General features: G+C 44.6%; 15 protein-coding genes. 11 read left to right on the forward strand and 4 right to left on the reverse strand.

Annotated features, from left to right (window positions below; all coding sequences use genetic code 11):
- Nucleotides 1-34 precede the first annotated feature (34 nt).
- Nucleotides 35-1,243: a winged helix-turn-helix domain-containing protein gene (locus tag L4C44_RS11565; RefSeq protein WP_428805064.1), complete on the forward strand. Its 1,209-nt coding sequence runs from the start codon at nucleotides 35-37 to the stop codon at nucleotides 1,241-1,243.
- A 63-nt stretch (nucleotides 1,244-1,306) separates the two neighbouring features.
- Here the strand turns inward: L4C44_RS11565 and L4C44_RS11570 are convergent, their stop codons facing one another.
- Nucleotides 1,307-2,245 carry a LysR family transcriptional regulator gene (locus L4C44_RS11570; RefSeq protein WP_428805065.1) on the reverse strand — a complete coding sequence of 313 codons (939 nt, stop codon included), beginning with the start codon at nucleotides 2,243-2,245 and terminating at the stop codon, nucleotides 1,307-1,309.
- Between the two features lie 106 nt (nucleotides 2,246-2,351).
- Between L4C44_RS11570 and L4C44_RS11575 the strand changes: the two genes are divergently transcribed.
- From L4C44_RS11575 to L4C44_RS11585, 3 genes are all read left to right on the forward strand, one after another.
- Entirely contained in the window at nucleotides 2,352-2,654 is a 303-nt protein-coding gene (locus L4C44_RS11575; RefSeq protein WP_428805066.1) for a putative quinol monooxygenase, read from the forward strand.
- Between the two features lie 3 nt (nucleotides 2,655-2,657).
- Nucleotides 2,658-3,632, forward strand: a complete 975-nt coding sequence (locus L4C44_RS11580) for a Gfo/Idh/MocA family protein (RefSeq protein WP_428805067.1) — start codon at nucleotides 2,658-2,660, stop codon at nucleotides 3,630-3,632.
- A 198-nt stretch (nucleotides 3,633-3,830) separates the two neighbouring features.
- Entirely contained in the window at nucleotides 3,831-4,169 is a 339-nt protein-coding gene (locus tag L4C44_RS11585; protein ID WP_086714822.1) for a Fis family transcriptional regulator, read from the forward strand.
- 86 nt (nucleotides 4,170-4,255) lie between these two features.
- Here L4C44_RS11585 and L4C44_RS11590 read toward each other — a convergent pair whose 3' ends face one another.
- The gene (locus L4C44_RS11590) at nucleotides 4,256-5,155 is read right to left on the reverse strand and encodes an AraC family transcriptional regulator (protein ID WP_428805161.1); all 900 of its coding nucleotides are present in this window, start codon (nucleotides 5,153-5,155) and stop codon (nucleotides 4,256-4,258) included.
- A gap of 498 nt (nucleotides 5,156-5,653) precedes the next feature.
- Between L4C44_RS11590 and L4C44_RS11595 the strand changes: the two genes are divergently transcribed.
- The gene (locus L4C44_RS11595; protein ID WP_428805068.1) at nucleotides 5,654-7,885 is read left to right on the forward strand and encodes a hypothetical protein; all 2,232 of its coding nucleotides are present in this window, start codon (nucleotides 5,654-5,656) and stop codon (nucleotides 7,883-7,885) included.
- Between the two features lie 61 nt (nucleotides 7,886-7,946).
- On the opposite strand, the gene L4C44_RS11600 is transcribed toward L4C44_RS11595, so the two are convergent.
- Together L4C44_RS11600 and L4C44_RS11605 are read right to left on the reverse strand one after the other, a co-directional pair.
- Nucleotides 7,947-8,408, reverse strand: a complete 462-nt coding sequence (locus L4C44_RS11600) for a hypothetical protein (protein ID WP_146491046.1) — start codon at nucleotides 8,406-8,408, stop codon at nucleotides 7,947-7,949.
- A gap of 180 nt (nucleotides 8,409-8,588) precedes the next feature.
- Nucleotides 8,589-9,347 carry a DeoR/GlpR family DNA-binding transcription regulator gene (locus L4C44_RS11605; protein WP_285953867.1) on the reverse strand — a complete coding sequence of 253 codons (759 nt, stop codon included), beginning with the start codon at nucleotides 9,345-9,347 and terminating at the stop codon, nucleotides 8,589-8,591.
- A gap of 280 nt (nucleotides 9,348-9,627) precedes the next feature.
- Between L4C44_RS11605 and ltnD the strand changes: the two genes are divergently transcribed.
- The 6 genes from ltnD to L4C44_RS11635 all read left to right on the forward strand — a co-directional run bounded on the left by ltnD (nucleotide 9,628) and on the right by L4C44_RS11635 (nucleotide 16,168).
- Entirely contained in the window at nucleotides 9,628-10,542 is a 915-nt protein-coding gene (gene ltnD, locus L4C44_RS11610; protein ID WP_428805069.1) for an L-threonate dehydrogenase, read from the forward strand.
- A gap of 2 nt (nucleotides 10,543-10,544) precedes the next feature.
- On the forward strand, nucleotides 10,545-11,801 hold the full coding sequence (otnK, locus tag L4C44_RS11615) for a 3-oxo-tetronate kinase (RefSeq protein WP_372385674.1): 1,257 nt from the start codon (nucleotides 10,545-10,547) through the stop codon (nucleotides 11,799-11,801).
- 11 nt (nucleotides 11,802-11,812) lie between these two features.
- Entirely contained in the window at nucleotides 11,813-12,460 is a 648-nt protein-coding gene (gene otnC / locus L4C44_RS11620) for a 3-oxo-tetronate 4-phosphate decarboxylase (protein ID WP_179946885.1), read from the forward strand.
- Nucleotides 12,460-13,236 (forward strand): 2-oxo-tetronate isomerase, encoded by a 777-nt coding sequence (gene otnI, locus L4C44_RS11625; protein ID WP_428805070.1) that lies wholly within the window; start codon nucleotides 12,460-12,462, stop codon nucleotides 13,234-13,236. The genes otnC and otnI overlap by 1 nt, the downstream gene beginning before the upstream one ends.
- 178 nt (nucleotides 13,237-13,414) lie before the next feature.
- Entirely contained in the window at nucleotides 13,415-14,869 is a 1,455-nt protein-coding gene (locus L4C44_RS11630) for a GntP family permease (RefSeq protein WP_146491041.1), read from the forward strand.
- A 114-nt stretch (nucleotides 14,870-14,983) separates the two neighbouring features.
- Nucleotides 14,984-16,168 (forward strand): glycerate kinase, encoded by a 1,185-nt coding sequence (locus L4C44_RS11635; RefSeq protein ID WP_428805071.1) that lies wholly within the window; start codon nucleotides 14,984-14,986, stop codon nucleotides 16,166-16,168.
- Nucleotides 16,169-16,322 lie beyond the last annotated feature (154 nt).

Consider the following 16,322-nt stretch of genomic DNA (forward strand, 5'->3'; position numbering starts at 1 on the left):
GCCGGTCATTGCTATCAATTAAAGTCTGAAGTTCATGGAATCACTTTCACTCGCACAAGCGAAAAAAATTGTACTGCTTTCGCAAAAACTACCGCCTAAAAAGCTGTCGCCTAAAAATCAACGTAATGGGGGCGCTTTGGCGAATACGCTGTCTGCGATTGAAAACCTTGGCTATGTGCAAATTGATACGATCTCTGTGATTCAGCGAGCCCACCATCATACGCTGTGGAATCGCAATCCAGACTACCAATTGAACCACCTTGATAAGCTGTTAGAGCGTCGAGACGTTTTTGAGTATTGGTCGCATGCTGCCGCGTATTTACCTATCCGAGACTACCGCTTCAGCCTGCATCGAAAGAACGCGTTCGCAAGTGGTAAGCTGAAGCATTGGTATAAAAAAGATGAGGCACTCATGGCTCATGTTCTCAAACGTATTGAGAGCGAAGGGCCATTGATGGCGAAAGACTTTGAAGGGGATAGACCCAACCCCGGCGGGTGGGGTGGTAAACCGGCTAAACAGGCGCTAGAAACTTTGTTTATGCAAGGTGACTTAATGGTGCCAAGCCGAGTGAACTTTCATAAGGTGTATGACCTAACCGAGCGAGTTTTGCCGAGTGGTATTGATACCTCTGAACCCACAGAACAAGAGTACATTGAGCACCTGATTATTCGTTATTTAGAAACGAACGGTGTGGGCATCGCATCGGAGATGAGCTATCTCCTTAAGAACACCAAGCCACTGATACAGAAGACACTCCAACATATGCTTGAAGACAAGCGAATTGTGAAAGCGGATGTTCAAGGTGCTGATTACTACGTGTTGCCTAATGCGTTTGAGTTACTTAATCAGCCACTATCTCGAACCAAGTTAAAGATACTGTCTCCGTTCGATAATCTGTTGATTCAGCGTAAGCGAATGCAATCACTGTTTAACTTTGACTACCTGCTTGAGTGCTATGTTCCAGAAGCTAAGCGCCAGTTTGGTTATTTCAGTTTGCCGATTCTATGGCAAGGAGAGCTAGTGGCGCGAATGGATTGCAAGGTCGACAGAAAGAATCGTTTACTCAATATTCGTAACTTGGTTGTGGAAGATAGAATCAAAAGCTATGAGTCGTTGATTCATGCCTTATCTGATGAACTTAAACACTTCATGGTGTTCAACCAATGTGATGAGATGGTCGTTCACAATACTACGCCTTCTGGCCTTGGCAGTTACTTGATGAGTCATTGGCAAACGCTTTAACCTTCATCGTTGCTTCAAAGCCATTAGTAACGCAGCCCACCTTAGTTGCTTTGATCACTCTAGTTATTTAGAAAGCTCGGCTAACAAGAACTCGACAAAGGTTCTGTTTTTCAGAGACAGTTGTTTGGTTTTATAGAGTAGATGAATCGGCTTTGGTAATGGTGCCATACCAGGTAAAATTTCCAACAAAGCACCACGTTCAATCTCTTCTGCGACTAAGATAGTTGGCTGTAACAACACGCCTACGCCTTGTAGAGCGGCATATCGCAACACATCCCCATTGTTCGACATCAAACGCACTTGTCCTTTATTCCCCGAGCTATACGCTGCTTGGTGGTTCTTAGGGGCTAGGAGTTGCGGCTCACTGTTTTGGGTATTGCGGAGTTGGGGTTCACGACCATTCACATCACGACGGCTGCTGTAACTAAATCCAAGCGATGGGTGCTGTGCGAGATCTTCTAATACACGAATCTCTGCATGTTGGTTTAGGTATTCAGGAGCTGCGCAGTAACACATCTCGTAATCACCTAAATATCGAGCGACTAAACTGGAGTCAGACAGGTCACCAATTCGCACTATCAAATCAATATCCGAAGAGTAGGGATCAACAAGATCGTTGTTCAGTACGAGCTCGACATTAATCGTCGGATTATTGGCAAGGAACTTCGCCACTATCGGGGCAAGCACCTTGTTCCCATAGGTCACTGGGCAGTTTATTTTGACCGTGCCTTGAGGCTGGTTTTCTAAGGTTTGAATTAGATTTTCAGCATTGCTGATGTCTTCCAGAATTCGTTTACATTCTCGATAGTAGAGCTGCCCTGAATCGGTTAAAGACTGCTTACGCGTAGTGCGATGAATCAGCTGAGAGTTAAGGCTCGATTCAAGATGATGGACATGTTTACTGATCATGGTCGCCGACAGATTGAAGTGGTTGGCGGCACTACGAAAGCTGCCTTGCTCTACCACGTAAACGAAGACTTTCATGCTAGTTAACTTATCCATTAAACACTCTTGGTTGATAAAAAATAAACAAAAGGTGAGTTTATCAATTATTAGGGGTTAATTATATTAATGGCAAACCAATAGTTGATTAAAATAAGAGCGTGAAATGCCTCAAACAAACGAAACTATCTTTGTTACTGCCGAACTTAAGATTAAAACCAACATTGAACGAGAGGCTGCAGTTGAAGCCATCGAACAGTTTTGCTTAGACATGCAGAGTGAACCGGGCTGCCTACAAGCAATAGCAACCTATGATCAAAGCCAAAGCGACCGCGTGATTTTGCTTGAGCAATACGCAAACCGTGAAGCGATTAATCAGCACTTTGGTATGCCTCATACCCAAGCGTTTATTGAGCGTGACATTGCCGAGTTGGTTCAAGCGTTCGAAACTCAGAAGCAGGAGAAATAAACCATGAAATGGGGAATCCTAGGAACCAGCTTTATATCAGGTGTAATGGCGGATGCGATTAAAGGCGATGCTCAAAGTGAGCTGTATGCCGTTGCTGGACGCACAGAGAAAACACTCAATGAGTTTGCGGCGCAGTACCAGCCAACATTGACCTTCAACAGCTATGAAGCTTTGATTGAAGATGAATCGGTCGACATTATCTACATCGCGCTACCTAACCACGTTCACCACGAATACGTGATTAAAGCCGCTCAAAACGGCAAAGCGATTCTGTGTGAAAAATCGTTATCGGTTGATATGGAAAAAACCGAACGAGCTCTGCAAGCGGTGAAAGAAGCGAGCGTATTCTTCGCAGAAGGTTTGATGTATCTAAACCACCCGCTTATCGCCAAGCTTCATCAAGAGTTGGCAACCGGTGAGATTGGTGAGGTGCGCTCAATTCAAGGATCTTATGTTGCGGCGATTGATCAGTTCGTTAACCCTGCGAGCAAGGGTGCACTGTACAACTTGGGTTGTTATCCAATGTCGCTGATTCACTCTGTCGCACAACAACAGTTTGGTGAGAGTGTATTCGATGATGTGCAGATCTCAGCAATCGGTCGACGAGGCCAAGATGGCAACATCTGTGAATCGTCGGCGATGATGCGCTTCAACGACCGTTTTACCGCGCAAATTCATACTGCAGAAGACCACGGCTTAAAGCATGGTTTTACGATTTTAGGCAGTAAAGGCTGTATCACTCTCGACACCAACCCATGGTTACCGACCGAAGAAAACTCGTTCACGGTTGAGATCTATGAAACGTCGACACGTGAAGTGAAAGCTGAAGCGCAAGGTGACGGCTTCCATTATCAAGTGCGAAATATTCGCCAAGCAGTTGAGCGAGGTGACACACAACTTGTAGCGCCAATGGCGACTCACCAAGACTCTCGCGTAATCATGAAGTTACTGACGGATTGGGAACAAGCGGCGAGCTAGTGTCTTAACCAAACCCTGTATCTGCCTCATGTTTGATGCCTCGTACGTTATCAAGTATGGGGCGTTTCTCTAAAACCTCTAGCCAATAATTCCCAATAAATACTTTGCATTTGAAACAGTCGCAGTGTCCAATATCGGTTGAGACTACATTGACCAAAAAACCTTACATTTTAAGGTGTTAAATAGAGGCTTTGCTTCATGCGTAAATCAGATAAGAAGATCGAAAACCAAATCAGAGATGTGCTAACTGACGTTTGTGAAGACACGCTAAAAGGCTTCGATGGTTTTTTGTGGGTGACTCACTCGGTCAACTTCTCTTCATTTCCGCAAAGTTTGAAAATCGTCTGTGTATTCGATACCAATCAGGATAGAACGAATTTTTTGAATGGTGACGGTCAGCAAGATGTCTCCGGGGTTATCCAAAAAGCGTTCAATCAAGTTGGGATTCAACTGAAGAATACTGACAAGCACATCAGTTACGATACACAAGAAAATTGCGACCGTGACCATCAAGGGAAGTGGAACCAGAGGCTTTAAGGAGCTTTATCACAGCGCTAGTTGGAAAGCGAACTGAAGAGACGAAAGCCTACACGAGGTAGGCTTTGTAACGGTATTTACTCTTATTATTTAATTGCAGTACAGAAGCTAACGTCTGAATGTTGAGTTTGCAGATCGTAGCTGTGGTAAAGTTCAAAGCAAGGTCGGTCTTCGGTTTCAATGCCGGACTCTATGACCTTACGCATGAGATCGTCCCACGCTTTAGCGTATTGACTTGGCTCGGTGATTGTTTGGCGCATCACTGCATATTGTCCACCAGGGAAATCTTTCAATTCGATCCCACTTGGTACTTCGGTGTCGTCTGAAACCATCAAGCAGATGTCAGTACGGCATTTATCGTTCGGTGTTATTTCCGGATTGTCATGATAGATAAATATGCAGCTGTTCCCTGCTAACCCTTTCATTTCGGCCCATTGATAAAGACGACCGCTTGGTTCTTCATAACCTTGTCCGTAAGGGCCAGTCACTCGTACATACGCCAGTTTTGATGGTTCGAATTGTTGCGTTTTCATTGTCATACTCCATGTTGTTCGTTCGGAGTCAGTATATGAATTGCCAGCACCAGCATCGTTTCCATTCTTGCGCAACGTGTGTCCAATCTTGCTATTTCGAGTTAACTCGCTGAACGCTTGGTAATCTTCACAATCACGGAATGCACTCGGTGTGACACCAAAGTGCTGTTTGAATGCCTTTGCAAAACTTTGAGACGATGAGAACCCATAGTCCAATGCGATATTAATAATGGGCTGCTTGGATTTGAAGAGATCATTCGCTGCCGCTTCCAGTCTCAATCGGCGAATGAAATCAGCAAGCGTCTCGCCTTGAACGGCCTTAAAAGTGCGATGAAAGTGGTAGGGTGAAAAGTTGGCTAACGCCGCGACTTCGATTAGGTTGAGTGGCTCGTTAAAGTGCTTCTCTAGATAGCGTATAACGGGAATCAGCCGCTTATGATAGTCAACGTACATCGCTTTATTTACCACCCTTTATTGCCATTGTTCTTATATAGACTCCGAGACTAACCTATCCCAATTGAGTTTCAATAGAGTGGCATTGAAACTGAGATTCGATGCATTGAATCTAATTCCTAGGTTCCGTTTCCTTCGATCAACAAGATTAACTTCTCCCAAACTGAGTTGCCTTTTTGGCAATTGCGCGTTCAATAACCGTTCGACTTAATTCTCATAATGAGAAAAAGTGAAGCAGAGAATCGTGACTCTCGAATGCTTGGCTTGTAAGCAAAATTAAGATTATAAGTTTTTAGATTTCTTTCTAACTTTCTGACTTAATTCGGGTATTTTAAGTCGCTTTTTGAAAGCGAGTTAACAAGACAACTTGACGCTTGATCAATGCACATTTCTAACCGATACTTTTTTCGTATTTTGATTCCTAAATTGACACGTAAGTTGGCTGACTTTTCGTCTTGTGATTTAAGGCATGACAGTATCGATTAGGAAATTTGAATCATGAAAACCTACATTTCTGGGCTGCTCTCACTGATACCGTCATGTTTAATCGCTGGCTACGCTTTTGCTGTTGGTACTGCGGTCGTGCTGCCAGGGCAACATGAAGCGGGTGTTGATCTATCGGGCTCGCCACTATCTGCGAATGCTGTCATTGATTGGGAAATTACCAACAGTGACATTGTCTTCGGAGCTTATGCCGACAAAGCCGACAATGAGCGGGCCATGACAATTGGTTATATGTACAACCAAGTCATGGCGATGAACTCGGGTTGGTTGGAGAACGATCTCCGTAACCAAGTTGAGTTTGAAGGCCTCAACTTCGAAGACTATTTCCTGCACTTTTCTGAAGATACTGTCATTGCCGAAGTTGATAAAACTCACGGCGAAAAGACTCTTTTAAACCGAAAACCTATGATCTTGGGCTATACAGCCAGTGAAGACCATGCTGGCTTTTGGCTGTATCAAGAGCCTCCGTGGGATGCCGATGTGTTTGAGAATTTCGAACAGGGTGGGGCTTTGTATGTCTATCATGCTGAGCAGTTCGAACGGCTGACCTTTAAGTTCTCACAGTTTGCTGGCAGCGGCGAATTTTGGATTGAATACCCAACAGCTATTGATTCTCACGGAAGGGTTTCACAGTGGGAGAGGCTCGATGTAAAGAAAGACAAAACGCTCAATATGACCAAAAACCAATCGGTGATTTGGAACCTTCCGGATAACTGGGTAAGAGCCACAACTCATGATGGCAGTGGTGCGAGCTATGGTGGCGGCCAGTATTTTGGCTCCACCTTTTTGAGAGATGGTGGGCGCTTATACGTTGTAAGAGTTCGTTGGCGCAGTGAGAACGCCGACGACAGGCCGCGTTTAAAAGAAGTGAAACTCAAGAACAGTTTTCCAACTGTCAAATTAACCGATGCTCCGACTTCAACCCCGGACGGCAATGCTATCAGCCAATGGCGAAAAATCCGCGGTTTTGATGTGTCTGCAGACCTAGATGGCGATAACTACTTGTCGCCAAGCGAGTATCGAAATCGAACCAATAAGAACGCAACAGCGCGTTTTCGTTGGGAATCAAGAGTGGTGCCATTTGGTCGAATGTGGAGCGCTAACTCATCTTGGTCGCTAACGAACGTCGCAAACGCGGATTATCTATCTGCTATTCATCGCTACTACAAGCAAAGCTGGGCAAGCCAAGGTTTGAATGGTGCGTACAACGACGACACAAATAAACTCATTGGTTCGAACCAGTTCTATGTTCATTCTGGCGGGCATGTTCAAGAGTTAGGAGCTGTTGCGGGTTCGAATCAAGCGGATGAACTCTATAAACAACAATTTTCAGTGTTTCTCAAAAACCTATCTGCTTTAGAAAGTGATGCGTCGATTGGGTTGAATATCGGAACCGCGAACTTACTGGGTCGAAATGGACAGTCTCATCTTAGCGAGGCGGGATCTCTGTATTTACGCGAGCACTACATTTTTCCGTCTACTGGGTTTAGTGGTTACTCGGGGATCTCTAAATTCTGGGATAATTCTGCGCTCGCCTATAATGGGCAAAGTGTTATTTTTCAGGCGACAACGCGTTATGGGCGAGTTCAGTATCTTGGAAATAGTGAAGAGAATTGGAAGCGAGACCAATACTCGACCCTAGCGATCTATCACCTCAATCGACACGCTCAACATAGCTACTTTAATCAGTGGAACAATGGTTACGTCTATGGAAGTGGCAATACGACTGCTGACACTTTCTGGCAAAGTGGTGTCCCTAAAAACATCGCCTACCAACCAAGTTCGTTATTGGCCGTTGATTTGGGAGAGCCGAGTCATCAAATCCCACAAGGCTTTGAACCGATTCCTTTGATGCTATCAACAACGACACCTCAACCCGCGGACTACACCATCGTTGGCGATTCCTCGATGAACGAAATGGTGCATGCTGACCTGCCCAATGGCATGACTCACGTTCTACCGACGTTCACGTACTTTATGTATCAATCTGAAAATCAGGTGGTTGCTGGTGGTCCTGAGGACATGGTGTTAGCGAGAGAATTCAGCAATGGGCGAGTGTTATACCGAACCGACTTCCACGGTAAGAGCGTGAACTTTTATGAAGCGGTAAAACTTACTGTCACACTGGATGTCCCAATGAAACCTGTTGATGCTAACGGTAACGTTGGTGAGTATGTGAGTGAAATAGAGATTGGCGGTTATGAAGGGTTGTTTTTGCTTTATTAGAGCGAACTTCAACGAGGGCGAATTTGAATTAGCGCTATTTCGAACCGACGCTAATTCAAGTTTAGGTTTTTGAAATTAGCTTATTCTTTTTACACTGCTTGAACTCTTTGGCGATCCACGATTGCTCGTTTAAACCATTGTCGATTAAAGCAAAAAGGTAACCATCGACTTTGCTTGAAGCTGCTGGGTATTCTTGAAAAGCGTGCTTAGGGTATCCGGGGTAATCCGTTTCGTATTGAGCGTCTAACTGCTTACCGAGTTGACGCCATTTGACGAACAACTCGGAAGAGGATGTCTCAACTTGGTATTGACCCAAAATGCGTTGGTGATGAGTTAATGCCACCTTAGCGCAGTGGTTGGTTTGCACTACTTTTTGTATCAACTTAACCTGCGTGTCAGTCATGGTTTTCGCTAGCGCATTTTCTTGTCCGATACGTTCCATTCGCTCATCAAATGTTTCGGCCTGTGCAGGAAGCACAAAAGTAAGTGGTAAAGCCAATACCAAAAGGTGTTTGTAGAACATAACCAGACTCGTTGAAGGGGTTTGTGACTATTATGCCGCCTGGTGACAATATTATTAATGGATATAAACACTTAATTGTAAGAATTATTTTTATCGAGTGGATAAATAGATGTTTTTGATTGGGAGTATTCAGGCTCTGAATGTTTGGTTGGTGAGCCTGAAGCTTGATGGGGTGAGCAGTTACGAATTAATGACCTTAATGCCTTTATCTTGAAGCTCATCAATCACACTACCAGAAAGATCAATGTCGGTGATCACGCCATCAAGCACACCTAAATCTAAGGCGTGGAAGGTAGCGATGCGCCCATATTTGGTTGAGTCTGAAATCAGATAGTTAGTATGGGCTGCTTGAACAATGGCTTGTTTGACTAATACCTTATTTTCACAAGGTGTTGAGAGCCCTTTTAGATTCCAAGATGAAGAAGAGATAAACGCAATATCAATATTCATCCCTGCCAAGAACTCAGCCACTTTGCCCCCAATACTCGATTGATTTTCACGGTCAATCTTGCCCCCAGTATGGTAAATCTCAGATTGTGTGTTGTTCATTAGGTACGCGGCAATTGCAAAGTCATTGGTGATGATAAGCAGATCATCTCGCCCTGCAAGTTGGTGGGCGATCTCCAAAGAGGTTGTTCCAGCATCTAAGTAGATAGTTGAATACTCAGGAACCAACTGAGCAGCTAGTTGACCTATCTGAGCCTTTTCACTTGCTTGTTGCTCTACCTTTATGTCGTGTGACAACTCGCTGTGAAGTGCTTTGGTCAGCTGAACACCACCCGAAACTGAAATCACTTTTCCTGATGTCTCTAGCTTTACGATATCTCGACGAATAGTCATATGAGACACCTCTAGGTGATCAACAAGCTCAGAAATACTGATCACTTCTTGGTGTGATAATAGTGACAAAATGGTTCTCTGACGTTCTGCTGGAATCATGATTCTTCTTCTATGTTCTTATTTTTCATCATCCTATCAACCTTTCGTTGTTTTGTGAATATCTGTGAATATCTGTTGTGATACAGCAATAAGAACTGTGATTGTTGCGGGAATTACCATTATCTAATGCCTCGAAAGGGGTAAATCACCCACGAATGTTAACTTTTGTTAAAAGTGTGACTTATCACTAAGTCGCACTCGGTTGCTTCACATATAATCACAAACATAAACAAGAATTAACAAATCTAGAATTCAATAATTACGTGAAAGGCATCTTGCTATGAATGAAGTTCAATCTGTTGGTGTTATCGGTTTAGGGTCTATGGGTATGGGCGCAGCTAAGTCATGCGTGCGTGCAGGGCTTGATGTGTATGGTTTCGATTTGAATCCGCAAGCGCTTGAAACTCTGGGTGAATATGGTGCTAAAGCGGTATCGACGAATGCCGTTGAGTTTGCAGACAAACTGGATTCTGTTTTGGTATTGGTTGTGAATGCCGCTCAAGTTAACACGGTACTGTTTAAGACTGGCCTTGCGGCAGCACTTAGACCGAACACACCAGTTATGGTCTCGGCAACGATCTCAGCAGAAGACGCTAAACAAATCGAAACTCAGCTAGCTGAACATGATCTTGTGATGCTCGATGCGCCCGTTTCCGGTGGCGCAGTAAAAGCAGAAGCCGGTGAAATGACCATCATGGCTTCAGGCACGATTACCACATTCGAGGCATTAGCTCCTGTACTCAATGCGACAGCGGCAAAAGTTTACAACATCGGTGAAGCGATTGGCCTTGGTGCGACAGTGAAAATCATTCACCAATTACTTGCAGGTGTTCATATTGCGGCGGGTGCAGAAGCAATGGCACTAGCTGCTCGCGCGAATATCCCTCTAGACCTGATGTATGACGTAGTGACTAACGCAGCGGGTAACTCTTGGATGTTCGAGAATCGTATGAAGCACGTTGTTGATGGTGATTACTCTCCAAAATCTATGGTCGATATCTTCGTAAAAGATTTGAACTTGGTATCGGATACCGCTCAAGACCTAAAATTCCCACTTCCATTATCAAGTGCAGCATTGAACATGTTCGTTAGTGCGAGTAATGCAGGCTTTGGCCAAGAAGATGATAGTGCTGTGATTAAAGTGTTCCAGGGCATTGACCTTCCGGGCGTTGACTCGTCAAAAGGAGAGAAATAATCATGTTATTAGGTGTTATTGCAGACGATTTTACAGGTGCAACAGACATTGCTGGTTTCTTGGTTGAAAACGGTATGCGCACTATCCAATTGAATGGGATTCCAACGGGAGAGTTTGACGCATCAGCAGATGCTGTGGTGATCAGCCTTAAATCTCGCTCTTGCCCAGTTGACGAAGCGGTAACGGATTCTGTTGCTGCGCTTAAATGGCTTCAATCTCAAGGTTGCCAACAGTTTTATTTTAAATATTGCTCAACGTTCGACAGTACTGCTGAGGGCAACATCGGTCCCGTGACAGATGCGCTTTTGGCTGAGCTTGGAGAATCTTTCACTATCGTTTGCCCTGCATTACCAGTAAATGGTCGCACGGTTTACAACGGACACTTGTTTGTTTTTGGTGAGTTATTAAGTGATTCCGGTATGCGTAATCACCCTGTTACACCAATGACAGATTCAAGTGTGGTTCGAATGATGGATGCACAATCAGAAGGCGTTTCTGGCTTAGTTAACTTCCAGACTATTGAACAAGGTTCTGATGCTATCACTACCCGTTTTGACGAATTAAAAGCTCAAGGCAATCGCTACGCGGTAGTTGATGCATTCAATGCAGAGCACTTGGTGACGCTAGGTCAAGCCGTGAAACCTCTGAAGCTAATCACAGGTGGCTCAGGCTTAGCCGCTGGTATCGCTAAAAATTGGACAGAACATCTTGCTGACCAAAGCGATGCAAAACACGCCGGTACCCCAGTAAAAGCGGCAACGGTTGTGTTCTCAGGCTCTTGTTCAGTGATGACTAACCAACAAGTTGCGGTATACAAGCAACTTGCTCCTCACTTTGCTATCGATGTGAAAGCTTGCTTAACCAATGACCAATACGCCGATGAAGTCTTCGATTGGGTGATGACCAATAACCAAGGCGAGTTTGCACCTTTAGTTTACGCAACCGCAGATGCTGTCGTGCTTAAAGCTATTCAAGAAGAGTATGGCGCGCAAGCTTCAAGCCACGCCGTTGAACAGTTCTTTAGCCAACTGGCGATCAAACTACAACAGCATGGAGTGAAAAACTTCATCGTTGCTGGTGGTGAAACATCAGGCGTAGTGACACAGAGCTTAGCGGTGAAAGGTTTTCATATCGGTCCTCAAATTGCACCGGGTGTGCCTTGGGTGAAATCGGTTGAAGGTGAGCTTTCACTGGCGCTTAAATCGGGCAATTTCGGAGATGAAAACTTCTTCGCTAAAGCGCAATCATTCTTTTCATAAGCGAGGTTCAGATGAGTGAAATTTTGATGAACGAGCAACAGTTAAGAGAGCAAATGGTGACGCTCGCTCGTTCAATGTTCGAACGAGGCTATGCGACAGGTGGGGCGGGCAATTTGTCGATTAAATTGCCAAATGGACACTTCTTGGCAACACCAACAGGCTCTTCATTTGGCCGCCTTGTCGCTGAGGAATTGTCTGTTGTTGATATCGACGGCAACCACATTTCAGGTAAGAAACCTTCAAAAGAAGCGGCGTTCCACCTAGCGATTTACCGTAATAATCCTGTATGCAATGCCATTGTTCACTTGCATTCTACGTACCTTACGGCGCTGTCATGCCTTGAAGGGCTTGATCGCAACAACGCGATTAAGGCGTTTACGCCGTACTTTGTGATGCGAATTGGTGAATTACCTGTGATTCCTTACTTACGTCCGGGGGATCCACAAATCGCAGAAGAGTTGGCAAAACGAGCTGGCGACTATCGAGCCTTTTTATTGGCAAACCACGGACCTGTTGTCACTGGCACTGATTTTGTTGATGCCGTGGATAATGCTGAAGAATTAGAAGAGACCGCTAAATTGGCATTCCTGCTGAAAGATAAAGATATCCGTTACCTGACAGACGAAGAAGTCATGGACCTAAAAGGGAGAGGTAAATAATGGCTAAGTTCGCAGCAAATCTAACCATGTTATTCACTGAAGTGCCGTTTCTAGAGCGTTTTGAAAAAGCGCACCAAGCGGGCTTCAAAGCGGTGGAATATCTATTCCCTTATGCGTTTGAAGCAGAAGAACTAGCAGAGAAAATGGACAGATACGGTTTTGAGCAGGCGCTTTTTAACATGCCTCCAGGTAATTGGGATGCGGGTGAGCGTGGTTTTGCCGCTATTCCAGATCGTGAAGAGGAATTTAAAGCTAGTGTTGATACGGCGCTTATGTACGCGACAGCTCTGGGCTGTAAAAAAGTCCATGCAATGTCAGGCATATTGAATGAGAACTTTACTAAGCAACAACACGTTGAAACCTTCATCTCAAACATTCGTTTTGCGGCTGATAAGTTTGCTGAGCAAGGCATCGAATTGATGATTGAACCTCTTAATAGCCGTGATGTTTCGAACTATTTTGTGGCGCATCAACGTGAAGCTGTCGAACTGATTAAGTTGGTCGATAGACCAAATGTGAAACTTCAACTCGACCTTTATCACGCGCAAATCATGGATGGTGATTTAAGTACTTTGATTCGTGAAGTTGCTGCTTATACCGGTCATATCCAAATTGCTTCTGTACCAGAGAGGCATGAACCATCGGAAGGCGAACTGAACTACCCACATTTATTTAGTGTTTTGGATGATTCAGGTTACCAAGGTTGGATTGGCTGTGAATATAACCCAAGAAGCACGACAGAAGAGGGGCTTAGCTGGGTAAAAAGTTATTTATAGCGCGGTGTGAATGGCGTTTATATGTAACGAATCATAAAAGTAAAAACTGATTTAGATAACACGGCTTACAGGTAAGCCAACACATAACGATAAAGTGCAATGGGTGACCCGGTATCACCCATATGCACCACCCTACAAATTTTCTAAAAATGAAGAAAGAGACAAAAGGAATATAAAAATGGATGGAGCACTGATAGGCATCGTAATTGGCATTTTAGCCATGATGGGCATGATCATTAAAACAAGAATCCCAGTGGCGCTTGCGATGATTATTGCAAGTATCATCATGGGCCTATTCGCTGGTATGGCACCAACAGAGCTGATCAACGCAATTAAAGCCGGCTTTGGTGGCGTGCTTGGTGGTATTGGTTTGATTATCGCGTTCGGCGTTATCATGGGCGCGTGTTTCGAGCGTTCTGGTGCGGCTGTTAGAATGGCAAAAACGTTTGTAAAGCTGTGTGGTAAAGGTCGTGAAGACTTAGCACTAGGTTTTACAGGTGTACTTGTCGCTATCCCAGTTTTCTGTGACTCTGCGTACATTATTTTACACTCTCTTGTTCGCGCAATTTCACGTGACACAGGTAAATCAGCGGTTGGCTTAGGTGTGACTCTGGCGCTTGGCCTACTGATCACTCATGCGCTTGTGCCACCAACTCCGGGTCCGGTTGCGGTTGCAGGTATTCTAGGTGTCGATCTAGGTGAATACATGCTGTGGGGCTTGATGGTATCTATCCCTATGATGTTGCTTTCTATGATTTACATCCGCCGCGTAGGCAATGAGTACTACCGCGTACCAAATGGTGAAAACTGGATCACAAACCAAGCTGACTGGGCGAACCTAGAGAAAGTAAAAGAAACAGATGACAAAGAGCTACCAAGTAACTTTTTATCATTCGGTCCAATTTTGCTACCAATCGCATTCATCCTAATCAACACACTTGTTGGTCAAGGTGACAGTGCGATGCACACTGTGATCTCTTTGATTGGTAACCCTGTGGTTGCTGTTGGTATCGGTGTTCTTATGGCGCTATACGGTCTTACTCGCCACATTGAGCGTAAAGACATGGTTAGCTCTATGGACGATGCTCTGTCTACTACAGGTCTAATTCTTGTAGTAACTGGCTGTGGTGGCGCAATGGGTGCCGTACTTAAAGCATCAGGTGCAGGCCCTCAAGTTGCAGAAGCGATTGCAAGCAGTGGTATCCCACCACTACTTGTTCCTTTAGCGATTGCATCTATGCTACGTCTAATCCAAGGTTCAGCAACGGCTTCTATGATGGTTGCAGCGACAATGACGCTACCGTTGGTTGAGACACTAGGCTTAGATCCTGTATTCGTAGCGCTTGCTTGTGCGGTAGGTCCAGTTGGCTTCTCTCACTTGAACGATTCATACTTCCACATCATCAACCGTACGTTAGGCATTACTGAACTTGCTGACCAAATTAAGATCTGGTCTGTGTCTTCAACTATCGCATGGGCGATTGGTGCAAGCATCATCATGATTCTTAACCTAGTGTTTGGTAAAGGCGGCACGTTGATCGACCCACTGATTCCAATTGCGGTTCTAGGTGCTGTATTTGTGTGGCTAAAAAGCAAAGAGAAATCACAAGTAAAGACAGCCGTTACTAACTAATACTGCTTACCTTTATATACTGCCCCTATTAAGTGATTAGCTTTGCTGATCTTCAATAGGGGCATTTTTGGATCGGGCACTCATCAAAATTACTAATCTTTTGGATCTCTCAGTATGAAAATTGTTATTGCACCAGACTCGTTTAAAGAATCTTTATCGGCGGTATCGGTGGCAGCGTGTATTGAAAAGGGTTTTTGTGAAATTTTTCCTGACGCTGACTATGTGACTTTACCTCTGGCCGATGGCGGCGAGGGTACGGTCGATGTTTTACTGCAAGGCTTAAAAGGGCAGAAGCGAATCCACCAAGTAGAAGGGCCGCTGGGTGAACTTGTAAACGCAGAATGGGCAATGCTTGAACCGTCAGAGCGTAATCCAAACAAAACCGCACTGATTGAAATTGCTGCCGCATCTGGATTGGATTTACTGACTCCAGCCCAACGAGATCCTTTGGTTGCTTCTTCTTTTGGTACTGGGCAACTGATGTTAGAAGCGATAGAGCAGGGTGCTCAAACGATCATTCTTGGATTGGGTGGCAGTGCGACTAATGACGGTGGCGCGGGTATTGTTCAAGCTCTAGGTGGTCGCTTGTTAGATAGTAAAGGGCAAGATGATAATGGACAAGATCTTAGCCGAGGTGGTGCTGTGCTAGCGGAGTTAGCATCTATTGATCTTACAGGGTTAGATTCTCGCTGTGCTGACATAAAGCTTATCGTCGCGTGCGATGTCGATAATCCACTGTGTGGTGATAATGGTGCCAGCCATATCTTCGGCCCACAAAAGGGTGCAACCCCAGAACAGGTATTAATGCTTGATAAGGCGCTTGCGAATTTTGCAGAAATTGCTGAATCGCAAGGTTGTGTTCGTGGGGATGATCCCGTTCAAAATCGTACGGGTTATGGCGCGGCGGGTGGTGCTCCGATGGGGCTAGGTTTGTTATTTGATATGGAGATTAAACCCGGTATTGAGATGGTACTCGATGTTTTACAAGCCAATGACGTGCTGAAAGGCGCAGACCTTGTGATAACTGGTGAAGGACAGATGGATAACCAAACCCTGCAAGGAAAAACACCTTATGGCATTGCCAAGCGTGCAAGTTTACAAGGTATTCCAACCATAGGTATTGCCGGATCACTGGGTACTGAAGTAGAGGCTTTGTATGGTGAAATGAGTAGTTTGTTTGGAACAGTACGCTCTCCTCAGCTACTTAATCAGGTGTTAAAAGAAGCAGAAGTGAACCTAACAAGAACGGCGAGAAACATTGCTGCGACGCTTAAATTAGGGGCTTCTATTTTACAATAAACCAATATCAAACAGACGCTTACTTAATGATGCAGTTTGATAGGTTTTATAGATAGCAACGATAAATATAAACGATTATATTTTCTGCCAACTCAGGTCTATTCTTTATCCATATTATTTCAGTGGTTTTTAAAGTATTGAATCCACTTAAATC

Origin of the sequence: Vibrio satsumensis (assembly GCF_050337435.1) — a bacterium.
In the GTDB taxonomy this organism is placed as follows: Bacteria; Pseudomonadota; Gammaproteobacteria; order Enterobacterales; family Vibrionaceae; genus Vibrio; species Vibrio satsumensis.

What these genes read in the sequence shown, in the direction of transcription:
- L4C44_RS11565 (WP_428805064.1), top strand. Translation starts at nt 35, where the DNA reads ATGGAATCACTTTCACTCGCACAAGCGAAAAAAATTGTACTGCTTTCG.
- L4C44_RS11570 (WP_428805065.1), bottom strand. Translation starts at nt 2,245, where the DNA reads ATGGATAAGTTAACTAGCATGAAAGTCTTCGTTTACGTGGTAGAGCAA.
- L4C44_RS11575 (WP_428805066.1), top strand. Translation starts at nt 2,352, where the DNA reads ATGCCTCAAACAAACGAAACTATCTTTGTTACTGCCGAACTTAAGATT.
- L4C44_RS11580 (WP_428805067.1), top strand. Translation starts at nt 2,658, where the DNA reads ATGAAATGGGGAATCCTAGGAACCAGCTTTATATCAGGTGTAATGGCG.
- L4C44_RS11585 (WP_086714822.1), top strand. Translation starts at nt 3,831, where the DNA reads ATGCGTAAATCAGATAAGAAGATCGAAAACCAAATCAGAGATGTGCTA.
- L4C44_RS11590 (WP_428805161.1), bottom strand. Translation starts at nt 5,155, where the DNA reads ATGTACGTTGACTATCATAAGCGGCTGATTCCCGTTATACGCTATCTA.
- L4C44_RS11595 (WP_428805068.1), top strand. Translation starts at nt 5,654, where the DNA reads ATGAAAACCTACATTTCTGGGCTGCTCTCACTGATACCGTCATGTTTA.
- L4C44_RS11600 (WP_146491046.1), bottom strand. Translation starts at nt 8,408, where the DNA reads ATGTTCTACAAACACCTTTTGGTATTGGCTTTACCACTTACTTTTGTG.
- L4C44_RS11605 (WP_285953867.1), bottom strand. Translation starts at nt 9,347, where the DNA reads ATGATTCCAGCAGAACGTCAGAGAACCATTTTGTCACTATTATCACAC.
- ltnD (WP_428805069.1), top strand. Translation starts at nt 9,628, where the DNA reads ATGAATGAAGTTCAATCTGTTGGTGTTATCGGTTTAGGGTCTATGGGT.
- otnK (WP_372385674.1), top strand. Translation starts at nt 10,545, where the DNA reads ATGTTATTAGGTGTTATTGCAGACGATTTTACAGGTGCAACAGACATT.
- otnC (WP_179946885.1), top strand. Translation starts at nt 11,813, where the DNA reads ATGAGTGAAATTTTGATGAACGAGCAACAGTTAAGAGAGCAAATGGTG.
- otnI (WP_428805070.1), top strand. Translation starts at nt 12,460, where the DNA reads ATGGCTAAGTTCGCAGCAAATCTAACCATGTTATTCACTGAAGTGCCG.
- L4C44_RS11630 (WP_146491041.1), top strand. Translation starts at nt 13,415, where the DNA reads ATGGATGGAGCACTGATAGGCATCGTAATTGGCATTTTAGCCATGATG.
- L4C44_RS11635 (WP_428805071.1), top strand. Translation starts at nt 14,984, where the DNA reads ATGAAAATTGTTATTGCACCAGACTCGTTTAAAGAATCTTTATCGGCG.